Origin of the sequence: Brevundimonas naejangsanensis DSM 23858 (assembly GCF_000421705.1) — a bacterium.
In the GTDB taxonomy this organism is placed as follows: domain Bacteria; phylum Pseudomonadota; class Alphaproteobacteria; order Caulobacterales; family Caulobacteraceae; genus Brevundimonas; species Brevundimonas naejangsanensis.
Map to the genome: position 1 here is coordinate 898,348 of NZ_ATXN01000002.1, position 19,854 is coordinate 918,201.

The 19,854-nt window shown below is 67.9% G+C and carries 19 protein-coding genes; 5 read left to right on the top strand and 14 right to left on the bottom strand.

The annotated features are described in order from the left end of the window. Nucleotides 1-2: 2 nt before the first annotated feature. The 3 genes from pstA to H556_RS0104610 form a co-directional block, all read right to left on the bottom strand. A complete protein-coding gene (gene pstA / locus H556_RS0104600; RefSeq protein ID WP_024353317.1) occupies nucleotides 3-1,298 on the bottom strand; it encodes a phosphate ABC transporter permease PstA in 1,296 nt (431 codons plus the stop codon). Beyond that, nucleotides 1,291-2,721, bottom strand: a complete 1,431-nt coding sequence (gene pstC, locus H556_RS0104605) for a phosphate ABC transporter permease subunit PstC (protein WP_024353318.1) — start codon at nucleotides 2,719-2,721, stop codon at nucleotides 1,291-1,293. Before pstC ends, pstA begins: the two co-directional genes overlap by 8 nt. Before the next feature lie 181 nt (nucleotides 2,722-2,902). Beyond that, complete coding sequence (locus tag H556_RS0104610; protein WP_029673205.1) at nucleotides 2,903-4,222, bottom strand: sensor histidine kinase; 1,320 nt, start codon at nucleotides 4,220-4,222, stop codon at nucleotides 2,903-2,905. A gap of 232 nt (nucleotides 4,223-4,454) precedes the next feature. Between H556_RS0104610 and H556_RS0104615 the strand changes: the two genes are divergently transcribed. Beyond that, a complete protein-coding gene (locus H556_RS0104615) occupies nucleotides 4,455-6,797 on the top strand; it encodes an ATP-binding protein (RefSeq protein WP_024353320.1) in 2,343 nt (780 codons plus the stop codon). 28 nt (nucleotides 6,798-6,825) lie between these two features. Here the strand turns inward: H556_RS0104615 and H556_RS0104620 are convergent, their stop codons facing one another. Both H556_RS0104620 and aceA read right to left on the bottom strand, forming a co-directional pair. Beyond that, complete coding sequence (locus H556_RS0104620; RefSeq protein ID WP_024353321.1) at nucleotides 6,826-7,035, bottom strand: hypothetical protein; 210 nt, start codon at nucleotides 7,033-7,035, stop codon at nucleotides 6,826-6,828. Between the two features lie 29 nt (nucleotides 7,036-7,064). Beyond that, nucleotides 7,065-8,342, bottom strand: a complete 1,278-nt coding sequence (gene aceA, locus H556_RS0104625; protein WP_024353322.1) for an isocitrate lyase — start codon at nucleotides 8,340-8,342, stop codon at nucleotides 7,065-7,067. A 155-nt stretch (nucleotides 8,343-8,497) separates the two neighbouring features. Between aceA and H556_RS0104630 the strand changes: the two genes are divergently transcribed. Further along, a complete protein-coding gene (locus tag H556_RS0104630) occupies nucleotides 8,498-9,928 on the top strand; it encodes a helix-turn-helix domain-containing protein (protein ID WP_024353323.1) in 1,431 nt (476 codons plus the stop codon). A gap of 6 nt (nucleotides 9,929-9,934) precedes the next feature. Here the strand turns inward: H556_RS0104630 and H556_RS15820 are convergent, their stop codons facing one another. From H556_RS15820 to H556_RS0104645, 3 genes are all read right to left on the bottom strand, one after another. Then, a complete protein-coding gene (locus H556_RS15820) occupies nucleotides 9,935-10,768 on the bottom strand; it encodes a universal stress protein (RefSeq protein WP_024353324.1) in 834 nt (277 codons plus the stop codon). Between the two features lie 71 nt (nucleotides 10,769-10,839). Then, on the bottom strand, nucleotides 10,840-12,273 hold the full coding sequence (locus H556_RS0104640; protein WP_024353325.1) for a gluzincin family metallopeptidase: 1,434 nt from the start codon (nucleotides 12,271-12,273) through the stop codon (nucleotides 10,840-10,842). 77 nt (nucleotides 12,274-12,350) lie between these two features. Next, nucleotides 12,351-13,334: a helix-turn-helix transcriptional regulator gene (locus tag H556_RS0104645; protein WP_024353326.1), complete on the bottom strand. Its 984-nt coding sequence runs from the start codon at nucleotides 13,332-13,334 to the stop codon at nucleotides 12,351-12,353. 99 nt (nucleotides 13,335-13,433) lie between these two features. On the opposite strand from H556_RS0104645, the gene H556_RS0104650 reads away from it, so the two are divergent. Further along, nucleotides 13,434-13,673, top strand: coding sequence for a hypothetical protein (locus H556_RS0104650; protein ID WP_024353327.1), 240 nt, complete (start codon nucleotides 13,434-13,436; stop codon nucleotides 13,671-13,673). A gap of 85 nt (nucleotides 13,674-13,758) precedes the next feature. After that, complete coding sequence (locus H556_RS0104655; protein ID WP_024353328.1) at nucleotides 13,759-14,334, top strand: HdeD family acid-resistance protein; 576 nt, start codon at nucleotides 13,759-13,761, stop codon at nucleotides 14,332-14,334. Here the strand turns inward: H556_RS0104655 and H556_RS0104660 are convergent. Next, nucleotides 14,312-15,778 (bottom strand): amidohydrolase family protein, encoded by a 1,467-nt coding sequence (locus H556_RS0104660; protein ID WP_024353329.1) that lies wholly within the window; start codon nucleotides 15,776-15,778, stop codon nucleotides 14,312-14,314. The two genes, H556_RS0104655 and H556_RS0104660, sit on opposite strands and share 23 nt — an antisense overlap. A gap of 67 nt (nucleotides 15,779-15,845) precedes the next feature. Between H556_RS0104660 and H556_RS16250 the strand changes: the two genes are divergently transcribed. Next, nucleotides 15,846-16,343, top strand: a complete 498-nt coding sequence (locus tag H556_RS16250) for a hypothetical protein (protein WP_155802404.1) — start codon at nucleotides 15,846-15,848, stop codon at nucleotides 16,341-16,343. 15 nt (nucleotides 16,344-16,358) lie between these two features. Here H556_RS16250 and H556_RS0104665 read toward each other — a convergent pair whose 3' ends face one another. From H556_RS0104665 to H556_RS0104685, 5 genes are all read right to left on the bottom strand, one after another. Further along, a complete protein-coding gene (locus tag H556_RS0104665; protein WP_024353330.1) occupies nucleotides 16,359-16,730 on the bottom strand; it encodes a cupin domain-containing protein in 372 nt (123 codons plus the stop codon). Then, a complete protein-coding gene (locus H556_RS0104670; protein ID WP_024353331.1) occupies nucleotides 16,699-17,220 on the bottom strand; it encodes a hypothetical protein in 522 nt (173 codons plus the stop codon). Before H556_RS0104670 ends, H556_RS0104665 begins: the two co-directional genes overlap by 32 nt. 11 nt (nucleotides 17,221-17,231) lie before the next feature. Then, nucleotides 17,232-17,951 (bottom strand): hypothetical protein, encoded by a 720-nt coding sequence (locus H556_RS0104675; RefSeq protein ID WP_024353332.1) that lies wholly within the window; start codon nucleotides 17,949-17,951, stop codon nucleotides 17,232-17,234. Nucleotides 17,952-18,018: 67 nt separating this feature from the next. Continuing rightward, on the bottom strand, nucleotides 18,019-19,437 hold the full coding sequence (locus H556_RS0104680; protein WP_024353333.1) for an NAD(P)(+) transhydrogenase (Re/Si-specific) subunit beta: 1,419 nt from the start codon (nucleotides 19,435-19,437) through the stop codon (nucleotides 18,019-18,021). 26 nt (nucleotides 19,438-19,463) lie between these two features. After that, nucleotides 19,464-19,838, bottom strand: a complete 375-nt coding sequence (locus tag H556_RS0104685) for a hypothetical protein (RefSeq protein ID WP_024353334.1) — start codon at nucleotides 19,836-19,838, stop codon at nucleotides 19,464-19,466. Nucleotides 19,839-19,854: the final 16 nt, after the last annotated feature.

Here is a 19,854-nt window from a genome sequence, read left to right on the forward strand (position 1 = left end):
ATTTACCACCGGCGTTCGAAGCGACGGCGCAGCAGGACTGCGGCGGCGTTCATGACGATCATGAAGGCGAGAAGGACAAGAATGGCGGCCGCCGTCCGTTCGTGGAAGGCGCGCTCGGACGCGTTCTCCCAGATGTAGATCAGCGACGGCAGGGCGCCGACGGGCTCATCAATGGCGTGCGGGACGCCCGGCACGAAGCTGATCATGCCGATCAGCAGCAGGGGCGCCGTCTCGCCGAGCGCGTGGGCCATGGAGATGATGGCCCCGGTCATCACGCCGGGCATGGCCAGCGGCAGGACATGGCCGAACACCGTCTGGGTGCGGCTGGCGCCCATGGCCAGAGCCGCCTCGCGGATCGACGGCGGCACCGCCTTCAGCGATGAGCGGGTGGCGATGATGATGGTCGGCAGGGCCATCAGCGCCAGCACCAGACCCCCGACCAGCGGACTGGCGCGCGGCAGGTGCAGGAAGTTGATGAACAGGGCCAGACCCAGCAGGCCGTAAACGATGGACGGCACGGCGGCCAGGTTGTTGATGTTGACCTCGATGATCGCCGTAATGCGGTTGCGCGGAGAGTATTCCTCCAGCCAGACGGCGGCGCCGACACCGACGGGAATGGCGATCAGGGCCGTCACCATCAGCATCAGGGCCGAACCGACCACGGCGCCCAGCAGGCCCGCCAGCTCCGGCTGGGTCGAGTCGCCCTTGGTGAACAGGGCCGCGTTGAAGTGGGCGCGGATGGCGCCCGAGGCCTTCATCTTGTCCAGCCAGTCCATCTGCGCATTGGAGACGCGGCGCTGGTCCTCGGGCTGATCGCGGGTGATCTTGCCCTTCAGATACATTTCGGCGTCGTCGGACAGGGGCGCGGCGATCGGCACGGTCTGACCCAGCAGGCTGGGCTGGCGCGCGACCATCTTGGCGGCCTGGAACTTCAGTTCCGAGGACAGCAGGGCCTTCATGGCCGAGGCTTTGCTTCCCTGCTCGTCGTCCTGCACGCCCAGGCGGCGGACCTGCTGCTCGGCGACGATCTGCTCAAAGTTGGCGCCCTGCGGATAGGAACGGTCGATCCGCGCCGGATCCATATAGACCGGCAGGGTCACGGTGTGGGCGTAGAAGGCCGTGTAGCCCTGGGTGATGATGCTGCCGAGCAGGATCACCAGGAAGGCCAGCGCCACGCCGATGGCCGCACGGCCGTACCAGCGGAAGCGGGTCTCGCGCGCATAGCGGGCGCGCAGGCGGGCCTTCAGGCGCTGGGTGCGAGGGCTGACGCCGGTCATGGGGGAGGCCGCGTCAGTCATACTGTTCCCGATAGGCTTGCACGATACGCATGGCGACGATGTTCAGCAGCAGGGTGACGACGAACAGCGTCAGGCCCAGACCGAAGGCGGCCAGGGTCTTGGGGCTGTTGAACTCCTGGTCGCCGGTCAGCAGGGTGACGATCTGGACGGTGACGGTCGTGACCGTCTCCAGCGGGTTCAGGGTCAGCTTGGCGGCAAGACCCGCCGCCATCGTCACGATCATGGTCTCGCCGATAGCGCGCGACACGGCCAGCAGCAGGGCGCCAGCGATGCCCGGCAGGGCGGCGGGCAGAAGCACCTTCTTGACCGTCTCGGACTTGGTCGCGCCCATCGCATAGGAGCCGTCGCGCAGGGACTGCGGCACGGCGTTCAGGATGTCGTCGGACAGGGAGCTGACGAAGGGAATCAGCATGATCCCCATGACCGCCCCCGCCACCAGAGCCATCTGGTTCTGCACCAGAGACAGGTATAGCCCCAGATCGTTCAGCGGCCCGCCGATCAGCATGTCGCCGATGCTGTTGAAGAAGACGCGCAGAGCCGGCCCCACGGTCAGGGCGGCGAAGAAGCCGTAGACCACGGTCGGCACGCCCGCGAGAACCTCAAGCGCAGGCTTGACCAGGGCGCGGGTCTTGCGGCCCGAATATTCCGACAGATAGACGGCCGAGAACAGGCCGATCGGCGCCGCCACCGCCATCGCGATCAACATGATCAGGAAGGTGCCTGCGAACAGGGGCACAGCCCCGAAGGCGCCCGACGAGCCCACCTGATCGGCACGAATGGCGATCTGCGGGCTCCACTTGGTCCCGAACAGGAACTCGGTGATCGGCACCATGCTGAAGAAGCGCAGCGAATCGATCACCAGCGAGAAGATGATGCCCAGCGTCGTCAGCACCGCCACCGCCGAACAGGCGAACAGGAGGCCCGTGATCCAGCCCTCGACCTTGTTGCGCGCACGCAGGTCCGGGCGGATGCGAGTGAAGACGAACAGGCCGCCCAGCACTGCGGCGATCAGGGCGGCGACGCCCCCGCCCCAGTTCAGGGTCGAGGCGATGCGGTGGGCGCGGCGGCCCTCGGCGGGCAACTCCTCGGCGTAGGGGGCGGGCCAGATTTGGCGCGCCTCCTGCCCGGCGCCGACCAGACGGGCGTCGGCAAAGAAGGCCTCGCGGCGGAAGGGCTCAAGCGCGGCGACGCTGTCCGGCGCGCCCGCCCGCATCATCTGCTGTTCGATCGAGGTCGAGAAGACCGAGGCGGCGATCAGCATGGCCAGGGCCGGCGCTCCAACCCAGATCAGGGCGTAGAGTCCATGTTGGCCGGGTCGCGAATGCGACTTCGCGCCTCGGCTCCGACGCACGGCCAGCGTCCGCCCGGCCACATAGGCCATGACGACGAAGGCGATCAGCAGCAGCAGGAAAATCCAGATCATCCGGTCCGATCAGCGCAGGAATCGATGAACGCGCCGGGTGCGGTGCGTTTCGGCCGGGAAACTGCCTGCGATACGTCAGCGGATTAAGACGGCTGGATGACAGTTATGTTACGGCGCAGGTCCGTCATGTCGCAGTCCTGTGACGGTGAATCCGCAAACGCCCGGATTTCCTTCGCTTCCGTCAGCTTTCAGAGGTCGGAGCCAGCGGGAAACAGGCCGCAAAGATAGCCCCCTGCCCCGGCGCGCTGTCTACCGACAGGCCGCCTCGGTGGCGGATGATGATGTGCCGAACAATGGCCAGGCCCAGACCCGTGCCCTGACGATCGCCGCTCTTCTGTCCCTCGACACGATAGAAGCGCTCGGTCAGGCGCGGCAGATGCTCGCGCGCCATCCCCGGCCCGTGATCACGTACGGTGACCACGGCGTAGCGCTGCCCCGCCTCGCGGTCCGGCGTGGCCAGCGACAGGCGGTTGCCCTCGGCCATCCGGCTCGACATGGCCTCGTCCAGCGTGCGGTCGATCTCGATGCCGACCTCAATGGTGCCGCCCGCGCTGGAGTATTTCAGCGCATTGTCGATCAGGTTCTGCACCACCTGGGCGATCTCGTCCCGGTCGCCGGTCACGGCGGACCCGCCGTGCGGCAGTTCCGCCTTGATCGTCACCTGACGCTCGCGCGAGATGACGCTGACCGCATCGACCACGTCGGCCGTCGCCCGCGCCAGATTAACCCGGCCCAGCGGCGCGATGTGTTCGTTCAGTTCGATCCGGCTCAGAGACAGCAGGTCGGCCACCAGACGCCGCATCCGGTCGGCCTGCACCGCCATGATGTCGAGGAATTTGTCGCGCGCCTTGGGGTCGTCCCTGGCGTGGCCCTTCAGCGTCTCGATGAAGCCGGACAGCGAGGCCAGCGGCGTGCGCAGTTCATGGCTGGCGTTGGCCAGGAAGTCGACGCGCATCTTCTCCATGCGCCGCACGTCCGTCTCGTCGCGCAACGCCAGCAGGGCCAGGGCGCCGCCGCCCCAGTCGTTCGCCTCGCGCGCGGGAAGCGGGCGGATCAGGGCGCGCCAGTGGCGTTCCTGCGCGCCGCCGCCGACATATTCCACCGCCCCCGCCAATCCCTCGAACAGGGCCTCGTCCACGGCCTCAAGCACGCGCGGCTCACGGATCACCGAGACCAGCAGCCCCGCGCCGGTCCCGCCCAGCCGAAACAGTTCGCGCGCCGAGGCATTGGCCAGGGCGATGCGGCGCCCGGCGATATCGTCCGCCTCGCCGCCGCTGATGATGAACAGCGGGTCGTCCAGCGCTTCGAACACATCGCCCAGCAGGGCCGCATCCGGCCCCAGGTCCACGGCGCCGCCGTCCAGATCTGAAATATCCACCGGCGCCGGGGGCGTGCGGTTGACCAGCCAGGTCGCCAGGATCACCGCAGCCGCGCCAGCCGCCAGCCACCCGGCCAGTTCCGGCTTCATCACCGCCAGCACCGCCATGACCAGGACCGCCACGCCGCCGCTGGCGCCCGCCGTCCAGAGCCGGGAGGTCGCCGTAGGGGCTACGGGTGATGGCGGATGCTCATAAGGCATGGTGATCGACGTTATCTCATTCTTCAGCAGACCGGCGTTAGGCTGCTGGACTTGGGGGCGCCGAGTCGCACGACGTCGAACGACACTAAGGGCGTTTCTTCACGGATTTACGGCGGATTTTTCAACAGTTTTCGGAGCAAGCGGAACACAGGCCATGAGGACCGTCATCAGTTGCCTCGTCAATGATCACGACTGGCGCCTGCTCCCGGTCGCCATACTGGTCTGCCTGTTCAGTCTGGCCACCGCCTTCGTACTGACCGACCGGGCGCGGCGCGTGGCGCGGCGGTCGCGCCTGCCCTATATGGCGGCGGCGCCGCTGGTAGGCGGGCTGGGAGTGTGGAGCACCCATTTCATCGCCATGCAGGCCTATGACGCAGGCGTGCCGGTGCGCTACGACCCGGCCGAAACCCTGTTGTCGCTGGCCATCATCATTCTGGCTCTGGGCGCCAGCATCAGCCTGGGTTTCGCAGCCCTTGGTCCGCGCCACCGTTCAATCGTCACCCTGGGGCGCAGAGCGCCGGGCGGCCTCCTTCCTGCGGTGACCGCAGGTTTCGGCGTCACAGCCATGCATTTCGTGGGCATGGACGCCGTACGCCTGTCCGGCGCCGTCATTGTCTGGAACCTGCCTCTGGCGATGGCGGCCGTCGCCGGCGGCGTCGCCATTTTCGCCTCCATCGCCTTCCTTCCCTCATGGCGCGACTGGCGGGCGCTGGCGGGCGGAACCGTCATTGCGGCGTTGGGCGTCTGCTGGCTGCATTTCGTCGGCATGAGCGCCGCCTCCGTCATCCCGGCGCCCGGCGTACTGCTGCCGGAAGCCGCCGCCTCGGCCCGGCTCATCGGCCTGTGGACGATGATCGGGGTCAGCCTGACGGTGCTGATCGCCGCCTTCCTGACCGGGATGATCTGGTGGTCACGGCGCAGCGTCCTGGGGCAGGTGTTGGAGGCGATCCACGCCATGCCTGACGGTCTGGGCGTCTATGACGCCGACGACCGGCTGCAAATCTGGAACGAGCGGTACCTGGATATCAGCCCCCATCTGGCCAGCGCCCTGAAGGTCGGCGTGTCGTTTGAAGAACTTCTCGACATCGGCCTGAAGGCGGGCGCCTACCCCGAAGCCGTCGGCCGCGAACGCGACTGGGCCGCCGAACGACTGGCCCAACGCCGCCATCCCCATGGCCCGCGCGAGCTTCAGGTCGGCGATCGATGGCTGCGCGTCCAGGACCGTCGCACCACCGGCGGCGGTCTGGTCACCGTCTGTTCGGACATCACCGACATGATCCGCAGCGCTGAAGCCCTGGCCGAGGCTCGCGACGCCGCCGAAACCGCCAACCGCGCCAAGAGCCGCTTCCTGGCCAATATGAGCCACGAGATCCGCACGCCCCTGAACGGCGTCATCGGCGTCGCCCAGGCGCTGGCGCGAACCGAGCTCAACCCCAGCCAGCATGAGATGCTGGACCTGATCCAGTCGTCCAGCCGCACCCTGCAGACCCTGCTCAGCGACATTCTGGACCTAGCCCGGATCGAGTCCGGACGGCTGGACCTGAAGGAGGAAGCCTTCGATCTGGCCCGCGTCGTCGAAGAAGCCGCCCTGCTCTACGCCGCCGCCGCGCGCGACAAGGGCCTGCAGTTCATCGTCGAGGTAGCGCCCGAAGCCCGCGCCTGGGTCATAGGAGACCCCGTTCGACTGAAACAGGTGCTGACCAATCTGGTCTCCAACGCGGTCAAGTTCACGTCCTCCGGCTTCGTCAGCCTGACCGTCGACGCCGCCCCGGCGCAGAGGCCCGAGACCCTTCGCTTCGTCGTGCAGGACACCGGCATCGGCTTCGACGCCCCCACTCGCGACCGCCTGTTCACACGGTTCGAACAGGCCGACGGCGACATCACCCGCCACTACGGCGGGTCCGGCCTGGGTCTGGCGATCTCGCGCGATCTGGCGGCCATGATGGGCGGCGACCTGGACTGCGAGAGCGAACCGGGCGCGGGCGCCGCCTTCATCCTGACCCTGCCGTGGCGTGAGGTCGCCGCGCCCGATACCGCTGCGCCTGCCACCCTGTCGCAGACCTGTGAGCCGCAGGCTTGCGACCCGGCCCCACGCCGCCTGCGCATCCTCGCCGCCGACGATCACCCCACGAACCGCAGGGTGGTCGAACTGATCCTCGACCCGTCCCTGTTCGACCTGGTCTCGGTCGAGAACGGCGCCGAAGCGGTCGAGACCTATCGCGCCCAGGCTTTCGATCTGGTGCTGATGGACATGCAGATGCCCGTCATGGACGGCGTGACCGCCGTGCGTGAAATCCGGCTGCATGAGGCGGTCCTTGGCCTTGCGCCCACGCCCATCGTCATGCTGACCGCCAACGCCCTGCCCGAACATCTGCAACAGGCTCTGGTCGCCGGGGCCGACCGCCATATGGCCAAGCCGTTCAGCGTCGAGGCCCTGCTGGCCGCTGTCGCTGAACTGACCGCACAAACGCCTCAGGCCGCGGAAGCCGCGGCCTGAGATCGCCTTCATTCAACCGCGGCCGAGCCTATTCGTAGCCGTGCGCTGCTTCGTTGATGACCTGGCTGGGCATGGATGAGAAGTCCACGCTCAGCGGCCGGGCGGCCTTGGACTGGAACGTCCTGATGACGTGCTCCAGGCGGCGGCGGGCCTCCCGCTCGCCCTCTCCTGATCCGTCGAGCCCCAGCGGCGCCAGACAGAAGTCGATGATGGCCTGTGGTCTGCTCAGCGGTTCCATAGGGTTTCCTTTCCTGTGAAGTCTGGAACTCAGGCGGCGTGGAACTGGGCGGTTTCGGTGGAGTCCTTCAGGGCCGTCGTCGAGGACTGGCCCGAAGAGATGACCGTGGCGACGTCGTCGAAGTAGCCGGTGCCGACTTCGCGCTGATGACGGGTGGCGGTGTAGCCCGTCGCCTCATTGGCGAACTCGCGCTGTTGCAGCTCCGAATAGGCCGCCATGCCGCGATCCCGATAGCCGCTGGCCAGCTCGAACATCCCGTTGTTCAGGCTGTGGAAGCCCGCCAGCGTCACGAACTGGAACTTGTAGCCCATGGCCCCCAGCTCGCGCTGGAACTTGGCGATGGTGTCCTTGTCCAGCTTGGCTTCCCAGTTGAACGAGGGCGAGCAGTTGTAGGCCATCAGCTTGCCCGGATGCTCCTTCTGGATCGCCTCGGCGAACTTCTTGGCGTCGTCCAGATCGGGGTGCGAGGTCTCCCACCACAGCAGGTCGGCGTATTTGGCGTAGGACAGGCCGCGCGCGATGCAGTGGTCCAGACCCGTGCCCGGCTTGAGGCGATAGAAGCCCTCCGGCGTGCGGTTCTCGCGGTCGATGAAGGGGTGGTCCCGCTCGTCGATGTCCGAGGTGATCAGTTGGGCCGACTCGGCGTCGGTGCGCGCCACCGTCAGGGTCGGCGTGCCGCAGACGTCGGCCGCCAGACGCGCCGCGATCAGGTTCCTTTCGTGGGCCTGGGTCGGGATCAGCACCTTGCCGCCCAGGTGGCCGCACTTCTTCTCGCTGGCCAGCTGGTCCTCGAAATGGACGCCTGCGGCGCCCGCCTCGATGAAGGCCTTCATGATCTCGAAGCTGTTCAGCGGCCCGCCGAAACCGGCCTCGGCGTCGGCGACGATGGGGGCGAACCAGTCGCGCTTGGCGCCGCCCTCGGCGTGCTCGATCTGGTCGGCGCGCTGCAGGGTGCGGTTGATGCGGCGGCACAGTTCCGGCGCGGCGTTGGCCGGATACAGCGACTGGTCCGGATACATGGCGCTGGCCGTGTTGGCGTCGGCCGCGACCTGCCAGCCCGACAGATAGATGGCCTTCAGACCCGCGCGGACCATCTGCATCGCCTGATTGCCGGTCACGGCGCCCAGGGCGTTGATGTAGGACTCGCTGTGCAGCAGCTCCCACAGGCGGTTGGCGCCGCGCTCGGCCAAGGTGTGGGTGACCGGCACCGAACCGCGCAGACGCAGGACGTCTTCCGGCGAATAGGGGCGCTCGATGCCGTCGAAACGGCCCGCGGGCGAAGGAACCAGATCGGCGAAGGTCGTCATGTTCGTCTCGGTCTCGATAAGGCGCGGCCGCAGCCGCCGTCCCGGAAACCTGAACACGCCGCCGTCACGATTGACACAGCTAAAGCCACATCATTCAAGTCAAACAGTCACATCATGACACTTGCTATGAAGTCATGATGTGACATAATCGCACTATGAACGCCGCCGCTGACCGCAAGCTGTTCCTGGGCGGCCGCCTCAAGCGGCTGCGGCGCGAGCTTGACCTGTCGCAGACGGCGATGGCGGCGGATCTAGGCGTCTCGCCCTCCTATCTGAACCATATCGAGCGCAACCAACGCCCCGTCTCGGCGCAGCTGCTGCTGCGTCTGGCCGAGACCTATGACGTCGATCTGCGCAATCTGGGCCACTCCGGCGGCCCGGCGTCCGAGGCGGAACTGTCCGAAGTCTTCGCCGACCCTCTGTTTCGGGGTCTGGCCGTGCCGCGTCACGAGATCATGCAACTGGCAGAGGATCAGCCCGCCGCCGCTGACGCCGTGCTGCGCCTCTATCGCGCCTTCACCGACCGCCGCGTGCGCGACCGGGCCGAGGTCGAGGCGGGCGGCGGCGCAGCCCCGACCGACAGCCCGTCCGAATGGGTGCGTGAATACGTCCAGTCCCGCCACAACCACTTCCCCAACCTCGACGCGCTGGGAGAGGCCCTGCATGACGCCCTGCGCGCCGAAGCCACCGGCCCCGACGAAGGCTTTGAGGCGCTGGCCCGCGCGCGCCTGTTCGCCCGCCACGGCCTGACCGTCCGCACCCTGCCCGTTGAGGTCATGGTCGAATGGACCCGCCGCTTCGACCCGCACCGGGGACGGCTGCTGCTGTCCGATGCGCTGGGCCCGTCGTCGCGCGCCTTCGCCGTCGCCAACCAACTGGCCCTGATGGAGCATGGCGCCGAACTTCAGGCCCTGACCGAAGCGGCGAACGCGCCCGACCTGCCGACCCGAAATCTGCTGAAGACCTCGCTGACCAACACCCTGGCCGCCGCCGTGCTGATGCCCTACGCCGCCTTCCAGCGCGCGGCCGAGGAAACCGGCTATGATCTGGCCCGGCTGCAGGCCCGATTCGGCGTCGGCTTCGAGCAGGCGGCGCACCGGCTGACCACCCTGTCGCGGCCCACGGCGCGCGGCGTGCCCTTCTTCCTGATGCGGGTGGATCAGGCGGGAAATGTGTCGAAGCGATACGCCTCCGGCGCCTTCCCCTTCTCGCGCTTCGGCGGCGCCTGCCCGCGCTGGCGGCTGCATTCGGCCTTCCGTACGCCGGGCCGCATCGTCACCCAGATCATCGAGACTCCGGATGGCGGCCGCTGGTTCACCCTGGCGCGCACAGTGGATCGTCAGGGGCAGGACGCCTTCACCGAAGGGCATGACCTCGCCATCGGCCTGGGCTGCGAACTGAAACACGCCCACCGTCTGATCTATGCGCGCGGTCTGGACCTTCAGAAGCCGGAGGTCACGCCCATCGGCCCAGCCTGCCGCCTGTGCGAGCGCCACCCCTGCGCCGAACGCGCCGCCCCACCGGTCGGACGAGCGCTGACGGTCGATGACTGGTCCAAGTCCGTCAGCCCCTATCCGTTTGCCTGACGCGTTTCAGTGCGCCAGCATCAAGGTCACGGGCGCTTCGGTCAGCAGGGTCTGCGTCACCCCGCCGAAGATCCATTGCCGCATCCGCGCATGGCCCCAGGCGCCGGCGACGATCAGCCCGGCTCCCATTTCCTCGGCGCAGTCGATCAGGCGTCGCCCGCCTGAGCGGTCGTCGTGTGCGCGGGCGTCGGGCTCAGCGGCGACGCCATGTCCGGCCAGCCACCGAACGACGTCCTGCGTCCTGATCCGCGCCCCGTCGATATCTTCGGGGTCGCACAGTTCGACCACCCGCACGCTGTCGGCGCGCTTCAGCAGCGGCAGGGCCGCCTGCGCCGCCAATCGGCTCTCACGCGTGTCGGTCCAGGCCAGCAGCGCCGCCGCATCCACCATCGACCGGATCGGGTTAGGCGGCAGGACCACGACCGGCCGCCCCGCACGCATGGCCAGATCAGCCGGATGCGGCGCGCGCCAGGCGCTGAGCCCGCCCGCGTCGCGCCCGACCAGGGCTGCATCCGCCGCCCGCAGATGGCGCAGGGTCAGAGCCGTGGGATCGCCCACATCGCCCCGCCATTCGCCCTCGACCCCCGCCGTCTCGACGGCGGTGCGGAACCTCTGCTCGGCGGATTTCAGCGTGGTCTCGTTGCGCGCCTGTTGGGCCGCCATCACCTCGCCCAGCAGTATGCCCGCGCCATAGGCGTCGGCCACAGGCGTCTCGGGCGCGCAGCCCGAAACCCCGATCAGCCGCGCTCCATAAGCGCGGGCCAAGGTGCAGGCCTCGATCAGGCGGGCGGGGTTGTCGGCTTCGTCATCGACGTAAACGATCAGACTGGTCCAGGGCATGGCGGCCTCCTGTTTCAGGACACGCCCTATCAACGCACCAAACGCCGTTCCGCGCCTTGAGCAGGATCAATTCACGTCAGGAGGATGCGCGCGCCTTCGGCCCGATGCGGCACGCCCGCGCGGCGGAACAGGCTGGCGATCTCCGCCGCCGGATCGGCTGCCCCCTGATCCAGCATCCGCCCGATGTCGGCCGCTAGCGTCGGATCGCCCGACACGCGCGTCAGAGCGTTCAGCCATTCGTCGCGGGACAGCACTCCATCCCTGCGGTTGGCGTCCAGCAAGGGGCGCAGGAAGCCGAACCAGTCGCCCCCGTCGCGCCGCTTTTGCGCCCCCTCGGCCGTCATGGCGAAGACGGCGCCGCAGGCGTAATAGGCGCGGTGCTCGCCCCGCTCCGCCGCTCCGGCCACGCCGCGCCCCTGACTCAGGGTCACGCAGTCGTCGACCTCTTCCTGCAGGGCCTTGCGGTCGTCGTAGGCCGGATCCAGCGCCTTCAGCGCCCGCACCGCCATCAGGTCGGCGCCACCCTCGGTGATCCAGGCGTCGCGCGCGAACTCGTAACGCACCGTCTGGCCCAGCCAGAAGTGAGCGCTTTCATGGGCGATGAACCAGCGGGCGACCCGCTCCATCTCCGCCGTCGGCCGGGTGACGCCCGTCCCCTCGAACGACATGACGATCAGGCCGGGCAGGACGCTGCCCCCCATGCTGGTCATCCGTTCAGTCGGGCCGTTCCACGACACCATGACGACCGGCTTGTCGCCGCCCGCGCCGGGACGGCCCAGCCGCTGCATGTAGAACTGGCCCACGTGCGGGGCGAAGTCGCGGATTTTTTCGCCGATCCACGGCGGAAGATTGGGGTCCATGACCGTGGTCAGTCCCTCGCCCGGCGTCACCCGCGCCTGGCCCAGCAGGACATAGGACCGCTCGCCTGTCGTCGTCAGTTCGGCGTGACGCTCGCCGTTGAACAGCACAAGGCCGTCCAGATCGCGCCAGGTCACGCGCGAGGGTCCGCCGTCCAGATTGAGCCCGTTCAGATCGGCCGGAACCGCCGCCGCCGCCTCGGGCGAGCCCAGGGCGAAGACATCCATCTGTCGCGTCGGCAGGGCCACGGCCCCGTCCGAGAAGACCAGAGTCTTGTACTCCGCCTCCAGCTCGACCGCCTGCGGCCGGACGCTGAAGCGGACATGACGCGGCACGGGACCACCGTCTGCGCTGCGGATGATGTCGTAGTGGCCGCGCCGCTCCATCACCACGCCGGGCGTCTCGACCGTCCACTGGCGCGGCCTCCACGGCTCGCGCACGTCGGAGATCAACGCCGAGTCCATGAAGGCCCAGACCACGGCGTCGCGGTTGAAGGCGTAGTCGACCGTCAACCGTCCGTCCGCGCGCGTCACCGTCACCTGCGGCGCCGCCTCGGCGTTCCAGCGAGCGGGCGCCGGAGTCGCGGCGCAGGCAGTCAACAGGGCGACGACGGACAGGGCGGTTGCAGACAGGACTTTCAGACGCACGAAGAGCAGTCTCCTAGAGGGAACGGCGCAGCTTAGGGCTCTCAAACACCGCCCGTCACCTTACGGTTTCCTCAGCATTACGCCCCTTCGAGGGCGCGCCCCGCCGCGTCCAGCGCCTCGGCCATCGCCGCCTTCAGCCGTTCCGGCCCCAGGATGGTGGCCTGCTCGCCCCAGGTGAACAGGTGCCAGGCCAGTTCGCGCATCCCTGAGGCGCGGAACCGCACCACGACCGCGCCGTCGGCCTGATCCTCGATCGTCTGGGTCGGATGCCAGCGCCAGCCGCGCGCCTCACTGGCGCCTTCGGGCGCGATGCGGACGGCGACCTCTTCGATCTCGTCCTGATAGATGCCGAAGGACTGGCTGGCGAAGGCGCCGAGGTCGAAGTCCTCAGGCGGGCGAGCCGTGCCTTCGCCCGCCTCGACTGCGCTCATCCGGTCCAGCCGGAAGGTCTGGATACGCCCGCTTTCGCGGTCGGCCGCCACCAGATAGTTGGCGCGCCCGAACATCAGGCCGCAGGGCGTCATGGTGCGGGTGCGCGCCTCGGCCCCCGGCCGGGCGTAGATGAAGTTCAACGGCCGCTCGGCCAGCACCGCCCCGCGAATCTCGGCCAGCACCGTCTCGTCGGCGCTGGGGCGCGGCCCGGCCTGGACAGCGATAGTCTCGGCCCGGACCAGAGCCTCCAGATCGGGCGCCATGCGGTTCAGGGTGGTCGAGCGCATCGCCGCCTTCACCTTGCGCTCAAGGCTTTCCAGCGCCGCCGCCCGCGCCGGTTCGCCCGCCGCGCGCAGAGCCGCCGCCGCCTTGGTCAGTTCCAGCATTTCGGTCGCCGTCGGCGCCTGTTCAAAGGCCGACAGACCGCCGCGGATGCGCCAGCGTTTGGTCGGCGGGTCGGACACCTCCTCTACCTGCGGAAACAGCATCAGCACGGCGTCGCGCATCCGTTCGGCCGTGCGGCGCCCGACGTTCAGTTGAGCGGCCATCTCATTCAGCGTCAGCCCCTCGGCGCTGGCCGCCATGCCCCGCGCCAGATCGATGACCATGGCCGCCTTGTCGTGCCGCAAGATATCTTCTCCACAGAGATACGTCCGAAACTGGCGCAATGCTGTCTCATATTCATCCTGTCAGCAAGAGGCGACGCCTTTCGCATCAGGAGTTTTCACATGGCCTTCGTCCGCACCCCCTCCGTCCAGAAGCCCGCCCGCAAGACCTTCGCCGACCGCTACATGATCGTGCCTTGCGAAACCGAGAGCGATCTGGCCGTCATCTGGGACCGTCAGGAAGAACAGGTCGTGGACGTCATCAGCGCCTCGACCAGCCGCTACACCAACGAGGACGCCCTGTGGGACGAGTTCCACACCCCGCCGTTCAACGCCCGCTCGGACTGGCGCGCGGCGGCCTGAGCCAGCAAGGGTTGCGGAACCCTCCCCACGGCCCAACGTTGCGCCAGCGTGGCAGTTTGAAGGCCACGGGCTGGGAGCCGAACTCATGACTTCGTCCAATGCCGCGCCTTCGCTGGAAGGCTTTGTCAAATCCGCCCTGCATCGGTCGTGGTGGCTGCTGCTGTTGCGCGGGATCGCCGCCGTGGCCTTCGGCGTCCTGACCTTTGTGTGGCCGCAGATCAGCCTGCTGACGCTCATCATGGTCTATGGGATCTACGCCCTGGCCGACGGGATTCTGGCCCTGATCGCAGCGATCCGCGGCGGCGGCATGGTTCCACGTTGGTGGCTGGCGTTGGCCGGGGTGGTCAGCGTCCTGACCGCCGTCATCGTCTTCGCCTGGCCGGGCCTGACGGCTCTGGTCCTGGTCTATCTGATCGGATTCTGGTCGATCCTGCGCGGCGTGCTCGAAATCGTCGGCGCCATCCGTCTGCGCAACGAGATCGCCAATGAATGGAGCCTGGGCGCCGCCGGGGCCCTGTCGGTGATCTTCGGCCTGATCCTGGTCTTCATGCCGGGGGCGGGCGCCCTGGGCCTGCTATGGTTGATCGCGACGTGGGCCGTGCTGTTCGGCCTGTTGCTGATCTGGGTCGCCTTCAAGGTCAGGGCGCTGGCGAAGGCGTAAACGCAGCATTGCGCGCCGCGACCCGAGCGCGGATTTCGGCGCGCATCCGCTCCAGTTCGGCCGCATCGATCAGGCGGCCGCGCAGCACCACCGCCTCGGCGCCGCGGGTGGCGCTGACGTCCTTCAGAGGGTCAGCCTCCAGAATCAGCAGATCCGCCGACTTGTCCGCCGCCACGGCGCCGTAGCGTTCGCCCTGGTTCAGGAAGCGCGGCCCGTCCACGACCGAACCCATCAGCGCTTCGCGCGGAGTCAGGCCCAGCTCCACATAGAGCTCCAGCTCATCGTGCAGCGAGAAGCCCGGATAGTTGAACGAGTTCAGGAAGCCCGCGTCCGTCCCGGTCAGGATGGTCACGCCCGCATCGCGCAGCATGGGCAGGGTTCGCGCGGTGACGTCCTTGACGAAATGACGGTCCTCGACCTGCTGCGGCGTGGCCTGCGCCGCGCGCTGGATGCGCCAGTCATAGGTCGCCCGGATACCCGGCCCGACATAGGCCAGACCCTCGTCATGCGAGTGGTCGTCAAGGTCCAGATTAGCCAGCGTGGTCGAGCCGTAGAGGGTCGGCGACACCGCCGTGCCCAGCTCCCTCAGCCGCGCATAGACCCGCCGCGCCGTCTCCACGTCAAACGTGTCGGCATAGCGCCGCATCGTCTCGGCATAGGTGTATTTGCCCGCCAGATAATCGGCGGCGATAGCCGCCTCATCGCGCGAGCCCGCCTTCATGGCGTAGTCGAGGTGTTCGATCGACGACAGGCCCGCCTCGGCGGCCTCCAGCACGGTGATGCTGGCGGGAATGTGGGCCGAGGTCTTCATGCCCCGCTTCTTCGCCTCGCGCACGGCGTAGAGGAAAAGCTCGGGCTTCAGGGTGTTGTCGGTGATCTTGACGAAGTCGACGCGCAGGGCCTGCAGTCGGTCCAGGGCGGCGTCCACGTCCGCCTCGCTGCCCGTCTCGATCACGCCCTTCCAGACGGGGGCTATGCCCTCGATCTTGGGGCCGGAGGTGAAGATGCGCGGGCTGTCCGGGCTTGGCGGCGTGTCACGCCAGTCCAGCACCTGCTGCGCCAGATCGCCCGCCGCGTCGCGCACCGCCACCACGCCGTTGATGACGAACAGCGGCATCAGCTCGGCGTTCTCCTCGATCAGGGCCTCGCCGCCGCCGAAGTGGACGTGCATGTCCCACAGGCCCGGCATGACGTAGCGGTCGCCCAGATCCTGTGTCCGCGCGGCCTGATAGCGGCCCGCCTCGCCCTCCGGGCCCACAGCCACGATGTCGCCGCCGCGCACGGCCACCAGTTGATCCGGCGTCGTCGTCCCCTTCTCGACATCGACCACAGTGGCCGAGGTCAGCAGCAAATCGACTGGCTGAACCGGCGTCTGAGCAGCGGCCAAAGGCGCCAGGGCGCAGGCGGACAAGAGGGCGGAGGCGGCGATCAAAAAGGTGCGCATGAATCCGCTATAGGCATGGAAAAAGCTTGGTAAAAGCCATTTTTTTCAGTTGAGGGGAGTGCCAAGCGTGAGCGTAAACAGGATCACCGTTAGGCAAATTTCCGTCGCTTGCAGACATTATCGCGAGCTTAGGGCGGTTGGCGTTACCGAAAACCTCGGCATACGTATTCTCGAGCATCTTGTTGATGTTTACGCCAAATTGCTCACGGGCGCTTCAGCAACCCCCCACCATGTCAGGCAAGTCGATCCGTCACAGTGGTCCGTCGCTGCCCTGGCGCTTCATGCCCGCGATCCCAACGCCCAGCTACGCGTAGAACACGGCACGCCAAGACGAGCCTTGGCACGCCTGGTCCTCGAATTGTGGGAGCAGAATCGACTGTCAGAAGCGGAACTTGATCCTTTGATACAGAAGCGTTGGAAACTGGCGGTTATCACGCTCGAAGAAGATCGACGCCTGAACCGAATGGCGCGATCAAGCCTTTTCGATACCCCCGACGAGCGATGGACAGCCGCAGGCATATCGTTCCCCGACAGGCCCGGCACAGACCGACAGTTGGACCTGTAGTCGTCCCCGATTTTACTAGCGGATATTCAAGCCGATCCGCCCCGCCAGACACCACCCGCCGACCGACCGGGTTCGCAGCCAGCCGCCCGGCAGGATGGAGAGCCACCGGCCCGATCCGGCGTGTAGTGCTTCGCGCCGTACGCCTGCCTCGGTGGCCAGTTCGACCTCCAGCGTCGCGCCCATATAGACGGTCCAGAGTTCCTCAGCCTCGACCGCGCGCCAGTCGGACGGCGCATCGGGGGTCAGCAGACGATAGACGCCGACCGGCGTTCCGGGCGCAGCCTCGTCCGCTCCCGCCATGGGGCGCCCCCAGCCGCCCTCGCCCAGAGGCCGCAGCCCCAGGTTCTCGACGACCTCAGCCAGAGTGAAATCCGCCTCGCCTTCCATTCGGCCGCTGGTGAGGTGTTTCGTCGCCTGCGTCCACGCGCAGGCCGCGCTCCTGCGCCGTGACCGGACGCCACTGACCGCTCTCGAACACCACCTCGTCGCCGCCGCGCCAGGGCAGGCGGCCCAGCGGACCGCCGGTCCGGCCGTAGCCAAAGACGCTGTAGCGCACGCCGGGTTTCAGAGGGGCGGCCTCCACCGTCGCGTCGAACCCGTCGGGCGTCTGGCCATAGACGACCTGTCTCAGGCTCCGGCAATTGCGGCCTCGCGCCTCAATCGACCAGATCGGCCGCATCATGGCGTTCGACCGCTCATGCACGGCGATGCCGCCCAGACAGGCCTTCTCGGGCTTTGCCGGATCCAAGCCGAAGGTCGCGATCGGCTGCTCCAGGCTGCCGCTGATCCGCACCGGGATCATCGCCGAACAGGCGGCCAGCATGGCGGCCGCCGCCGCCAGCGTCGTCCCGGCGCGCAGAACCGCACCGCGCCTCACCGCCCTGTCTCTCAGCACCCGCCGTAAGGGACGTAGCCGACCTCGATCTCGTCGATGCGGACGGTCTTCAGTTCTCGGATCGCCAGCTGGTCGAAGTCGGCGCTACAGTTGAAGGTCGTGTCGATGACGTAGTCCTCGCCCTTGGCCGCCTTGATGGCGTCGCGGATGCGGAAGGAGGCGTCAATGGTGGCGTCGCTGACCATAACGGCCGAAGCGCGGATGCCTGGGAAAGCGCGCGGGCCAGGGCTCTCCAGATAGACCCACGGATCGGCCGCATTGCCACACAGCGTCAGGCAGTCGGCCTTGAAGTCGACGTTGCCGCGCGCCGCCGCGAACTCGCCCATGGTCAGGTCGATCTTCTGCGGCAGGTCATAGTCCTTCAGCGCCGCCAGGGCCTGGGTCGAACAGACCGGCGTCATCGGCACGGCGTAGCCGACGACCTCGCCGCCATCAGCGCTGACGCGGACCGTGCAGCCGCCGATCTCATAGGTGCGCTCCTTGTCCTGAACCGTGCGGGCCGGGCCCAGCTTGGATTCCAGATAGGCGACCTGTACTCCCATCATCTGAGCGATCATCGGCGCGCCGCTGGCAGCAGGCGCGGCTGCTGGGGCGGGCGTCTCGGCCGGGCCTTCGGCTTTCGCAGGCGCCTTATCCGCCTGACCGCAGGCGGCCAGCCCCGCCAGTGCGCCGATCATGGCGACGATCTTCAGTCCCTGGAATGCAGTCATCATCTCTCCACGGCTCAGGTTGAGCGTCGCAACCAACGCACCACGGCGCGATGGGTTCTCGGGCGCGAACTCAAAGGGCCTTCACGATCCCCTCGACCATCTTCTTGGCGTCGGCGAACAGCATCATGGTGTTGTCGCGGAAGAAGAGCTCGTTCTCGACCCCGGCGTAGCCGCTGCCCATCGACCGCTTGATGAACAGGACAGTGCCCGCCTTCTCCACGTCCAGCACCGGCATGCCGTAGATGGGCGACTGCGGGTCGGTCTTCGCCGCCGGATTGGTCACGTCGTTGGCGCCGATGACGAAAGCGACGTCGGCCGAGGCGAATTCGCTGTTGATGTCCTCCAGCTCGAACACCTCGTCATAGGGGACGTTCGCCTCGGCCAGCAGGACGTTCATGTGGCCCGGCATTCGGCCCGCGACGGGGTGGATGGCGTATTTCACCTCGACGCCTTCTTCTTTCAGCTTGTCGGCCATCTCGCGAAGGGCGTGCTGCGCCTGGGCCACCGCCATGCCGTAGCCCGGCACGATGATGACCTTGGAGGCGTTCTTCATGATGAAGGCGGCGTCCTCGGCCGAGCCCTGCTTGACCGGTCGCGTCTCGACCGCCCCGCCGCCCGACGCCGCGCCCGCCTCGGCGCCGAAGCCGCCCAGGATGACGCTGACGAAGCTGCGGTTCATCCCCTTGCACATGATGTAGCTCAGGATCGCGCCCGACGACCCGACCAGGGCGCCGGTGATGATCAGGGCGATATTCTCCAACGTGAAGCCCAGCGCGGCCGCCGCCCAGCCGGAATAGGAGTTCAGCATGGACACCACCACCGGCATGTCCGCCCCGCCGATGGGGATGATCAGGGTCGCGCCCAGGATCAGGGCGATGGCGAACACGCCCCAAAAGGCCCAGACCGCCGTGCCGCCCGTCCCGATCAGGATGCCGATCAGGAAGACCAGGGCCAGAGCCAGCGCAATGTTGATCAGGTGCCGCGCGGGCAGCAGGATAGGCGCCCCGCTCATCCGCCCATCCAGCTTGGCGAAGGCGATGACCGAGCCGGTGAAGGTGACGGCCCCGATGGCGACGCCCAGGCTCAGCTCGACGATGGACAGAGTCTTGATCCCGCCGCTCGCGGTGACGATGCCGAAGGCGTCGGGCGCATAGACCGCCCCCACCGCCACCAGACAGGCCGCTAGGCCGACGAGGGAGTGAAAGGCCGCCACCAGCTGCGGCATGGCTGTCATCGGCACGCGGTTGGCGATCACCGCGCCCGCGCCGCCGCCGACCACGACCCCGCCCGCGATCAGGGCCAGCGTGAGCGGGTCCAGCGCGCCCGAGGCGCCCAGCGTCAACAGAGTGACGCCGACGGCCAGGGCCATGCCTACCATGCCCAGCGTATTGCCCCGTCGGCTGGTCTCGGGACTGGACAGCCCCCGGAGAGACAGGATGAACAGAACCCCCGCCGCCAGATAGGCCAGCGCCGCGATGGATGCGTTCATCCCCCTCCCCCCTCTTCAGTCCTGAATCAGAAAACGTTGACGATGGCGGGCGCGCCGCCGTTGGTGCCCGCGGCCTTGGCCTCGCCGTCCTTGACCACCGCCAGGCCGACGGGCCCCTCGCCCCCGGTCTTGGTGACCTTGCAGCGGCCGTTGTCGCCCGGCAGGCGGCCGGCCATCCGGCCCGAGCCGGTGTGGTTGATGCGGTTCATGTGAATCCCCCGGATCGTCACCGGGGTGAAGCCGCACTCCAGCGCCCAGCTGGCGCCCTGAGGCGCGACCACCGACCAGTGCAGGCCGTTATAAGGGTTCTTGCCCACCTCGCGGTCCGACTGGGCCGAGGCGGCGCCCGCGACGGCGACGACGGCCGACACGGCCAGGGCGGAAATCAGGGAAGCTTTCATTACGCGATACTCGTTG

What these genes read in the sequence shown, in the direction of transcription:
- H556_RS0104680 (WP_024353333.1), bottom strand. Translation starts at nt 19,437, where the DNA reads ATGAACGCATCCATCGCGGCGCTGGCCTATCTGGCGGCGGGGGTTCTG.
- H556_RS0104655 (WP_024353328.1), top strand. Translation starts at nt 13,759, where the DNA reads ATGACTTCGTCCAATGCCGCGCCTTCGCTGGAAGGCTTTGTCAAATCC.
- pstC (WP_024353318.1), bottom strand. Translation starts at nt 2,721, where the DNA reads ATGATCTGGATTTTCCTGCTGCTGCTGATCGCCTTCGTCGTCATGGCC.
- H556_RS15820 (WP_024353324.1), bottom strand. Translation starts at nt 10,768, where the DNA reads ATGCCCTGGACCAGTCTGATCGTTTACGTCGATGACGAAGCCGACAAC.
- H556_RS0104685 (WP_024353334.1), bottom strand. Translation starts at nt 19,838, where the DNA reads ATGAAAGCTTCCCTGATTTCCGCCCTGGCCGTGTCGGCCGTCGTCGCC.
- H556_RS0104630 (WP_024353323.1), top strand. Translation starts at nt 8,498, where the DNA reads ATGAACGCCGCCGCTGACCGCAAGCTGTTCCTGGGCGGCCGCCTCAAG.
- H556_RS0104650 (WP_024353327.1), top strand. Translation starts at nt 13,434, where the DNA reads ATGGCCTTCGTCCGCACCCCCTCCGTCCAGAAGCCCGCCCGCAAGACC.
- H556_RS0104620 (WP_024353321.1), bottom strand. Translation starts at nt 7,035, where the DNA reads ATGGAACCGCTGAGCAGACCACAGGCCATCATCGACTTCTGTCTGGCG.
- H556_RS0104615 (WP_024353320.1), top strand. Translation starts at nt 4,455, where the DNA reads ATGAGGACCGTCATCAGTTGCCTCGTCAATGATCACGACTGGCGCCTG.
- aceA (WP_024353322.1), bottom strand. Translation starts at nt 8,342, where the DNA reads ATGACGACCTTCGCCGATCTGGTTCCTTCGCCCGCGGGCCGTTTCGAC.
- H556_RS0104675 (WP_024353332.1), bottom strand. Translation starts at nt 17,951, where the DNA reads ATGATGACTGCATTCCAGGGACTGAAGATCGTCGCCATGATCGGCGCA.
- H556_RS0104660 (WP_024353329.1), bottom strand. Translation starts at nt 15,778, where the DNA reads ATGCGCACCTTTTTGATCGCCGCCTCCGCCCTCTTGTCCGCCTGCGCC.
- pstA (WP_024353317.1), bottom strand. Translation starts at nt 1,298, where the DNA reads ATGACTGACGCGGCCTCCCCCATGACCGGCGTCAGCCCTCGCACCCAG.
- H556_RS0104665 (WP_024353330.1), bottom strand. Translation starts at nt 16,730, where the DNA reads ATGGAAGGCGAGGCGGATTTCACTCTGGCTGAGGTCGTCGAGAACCTG.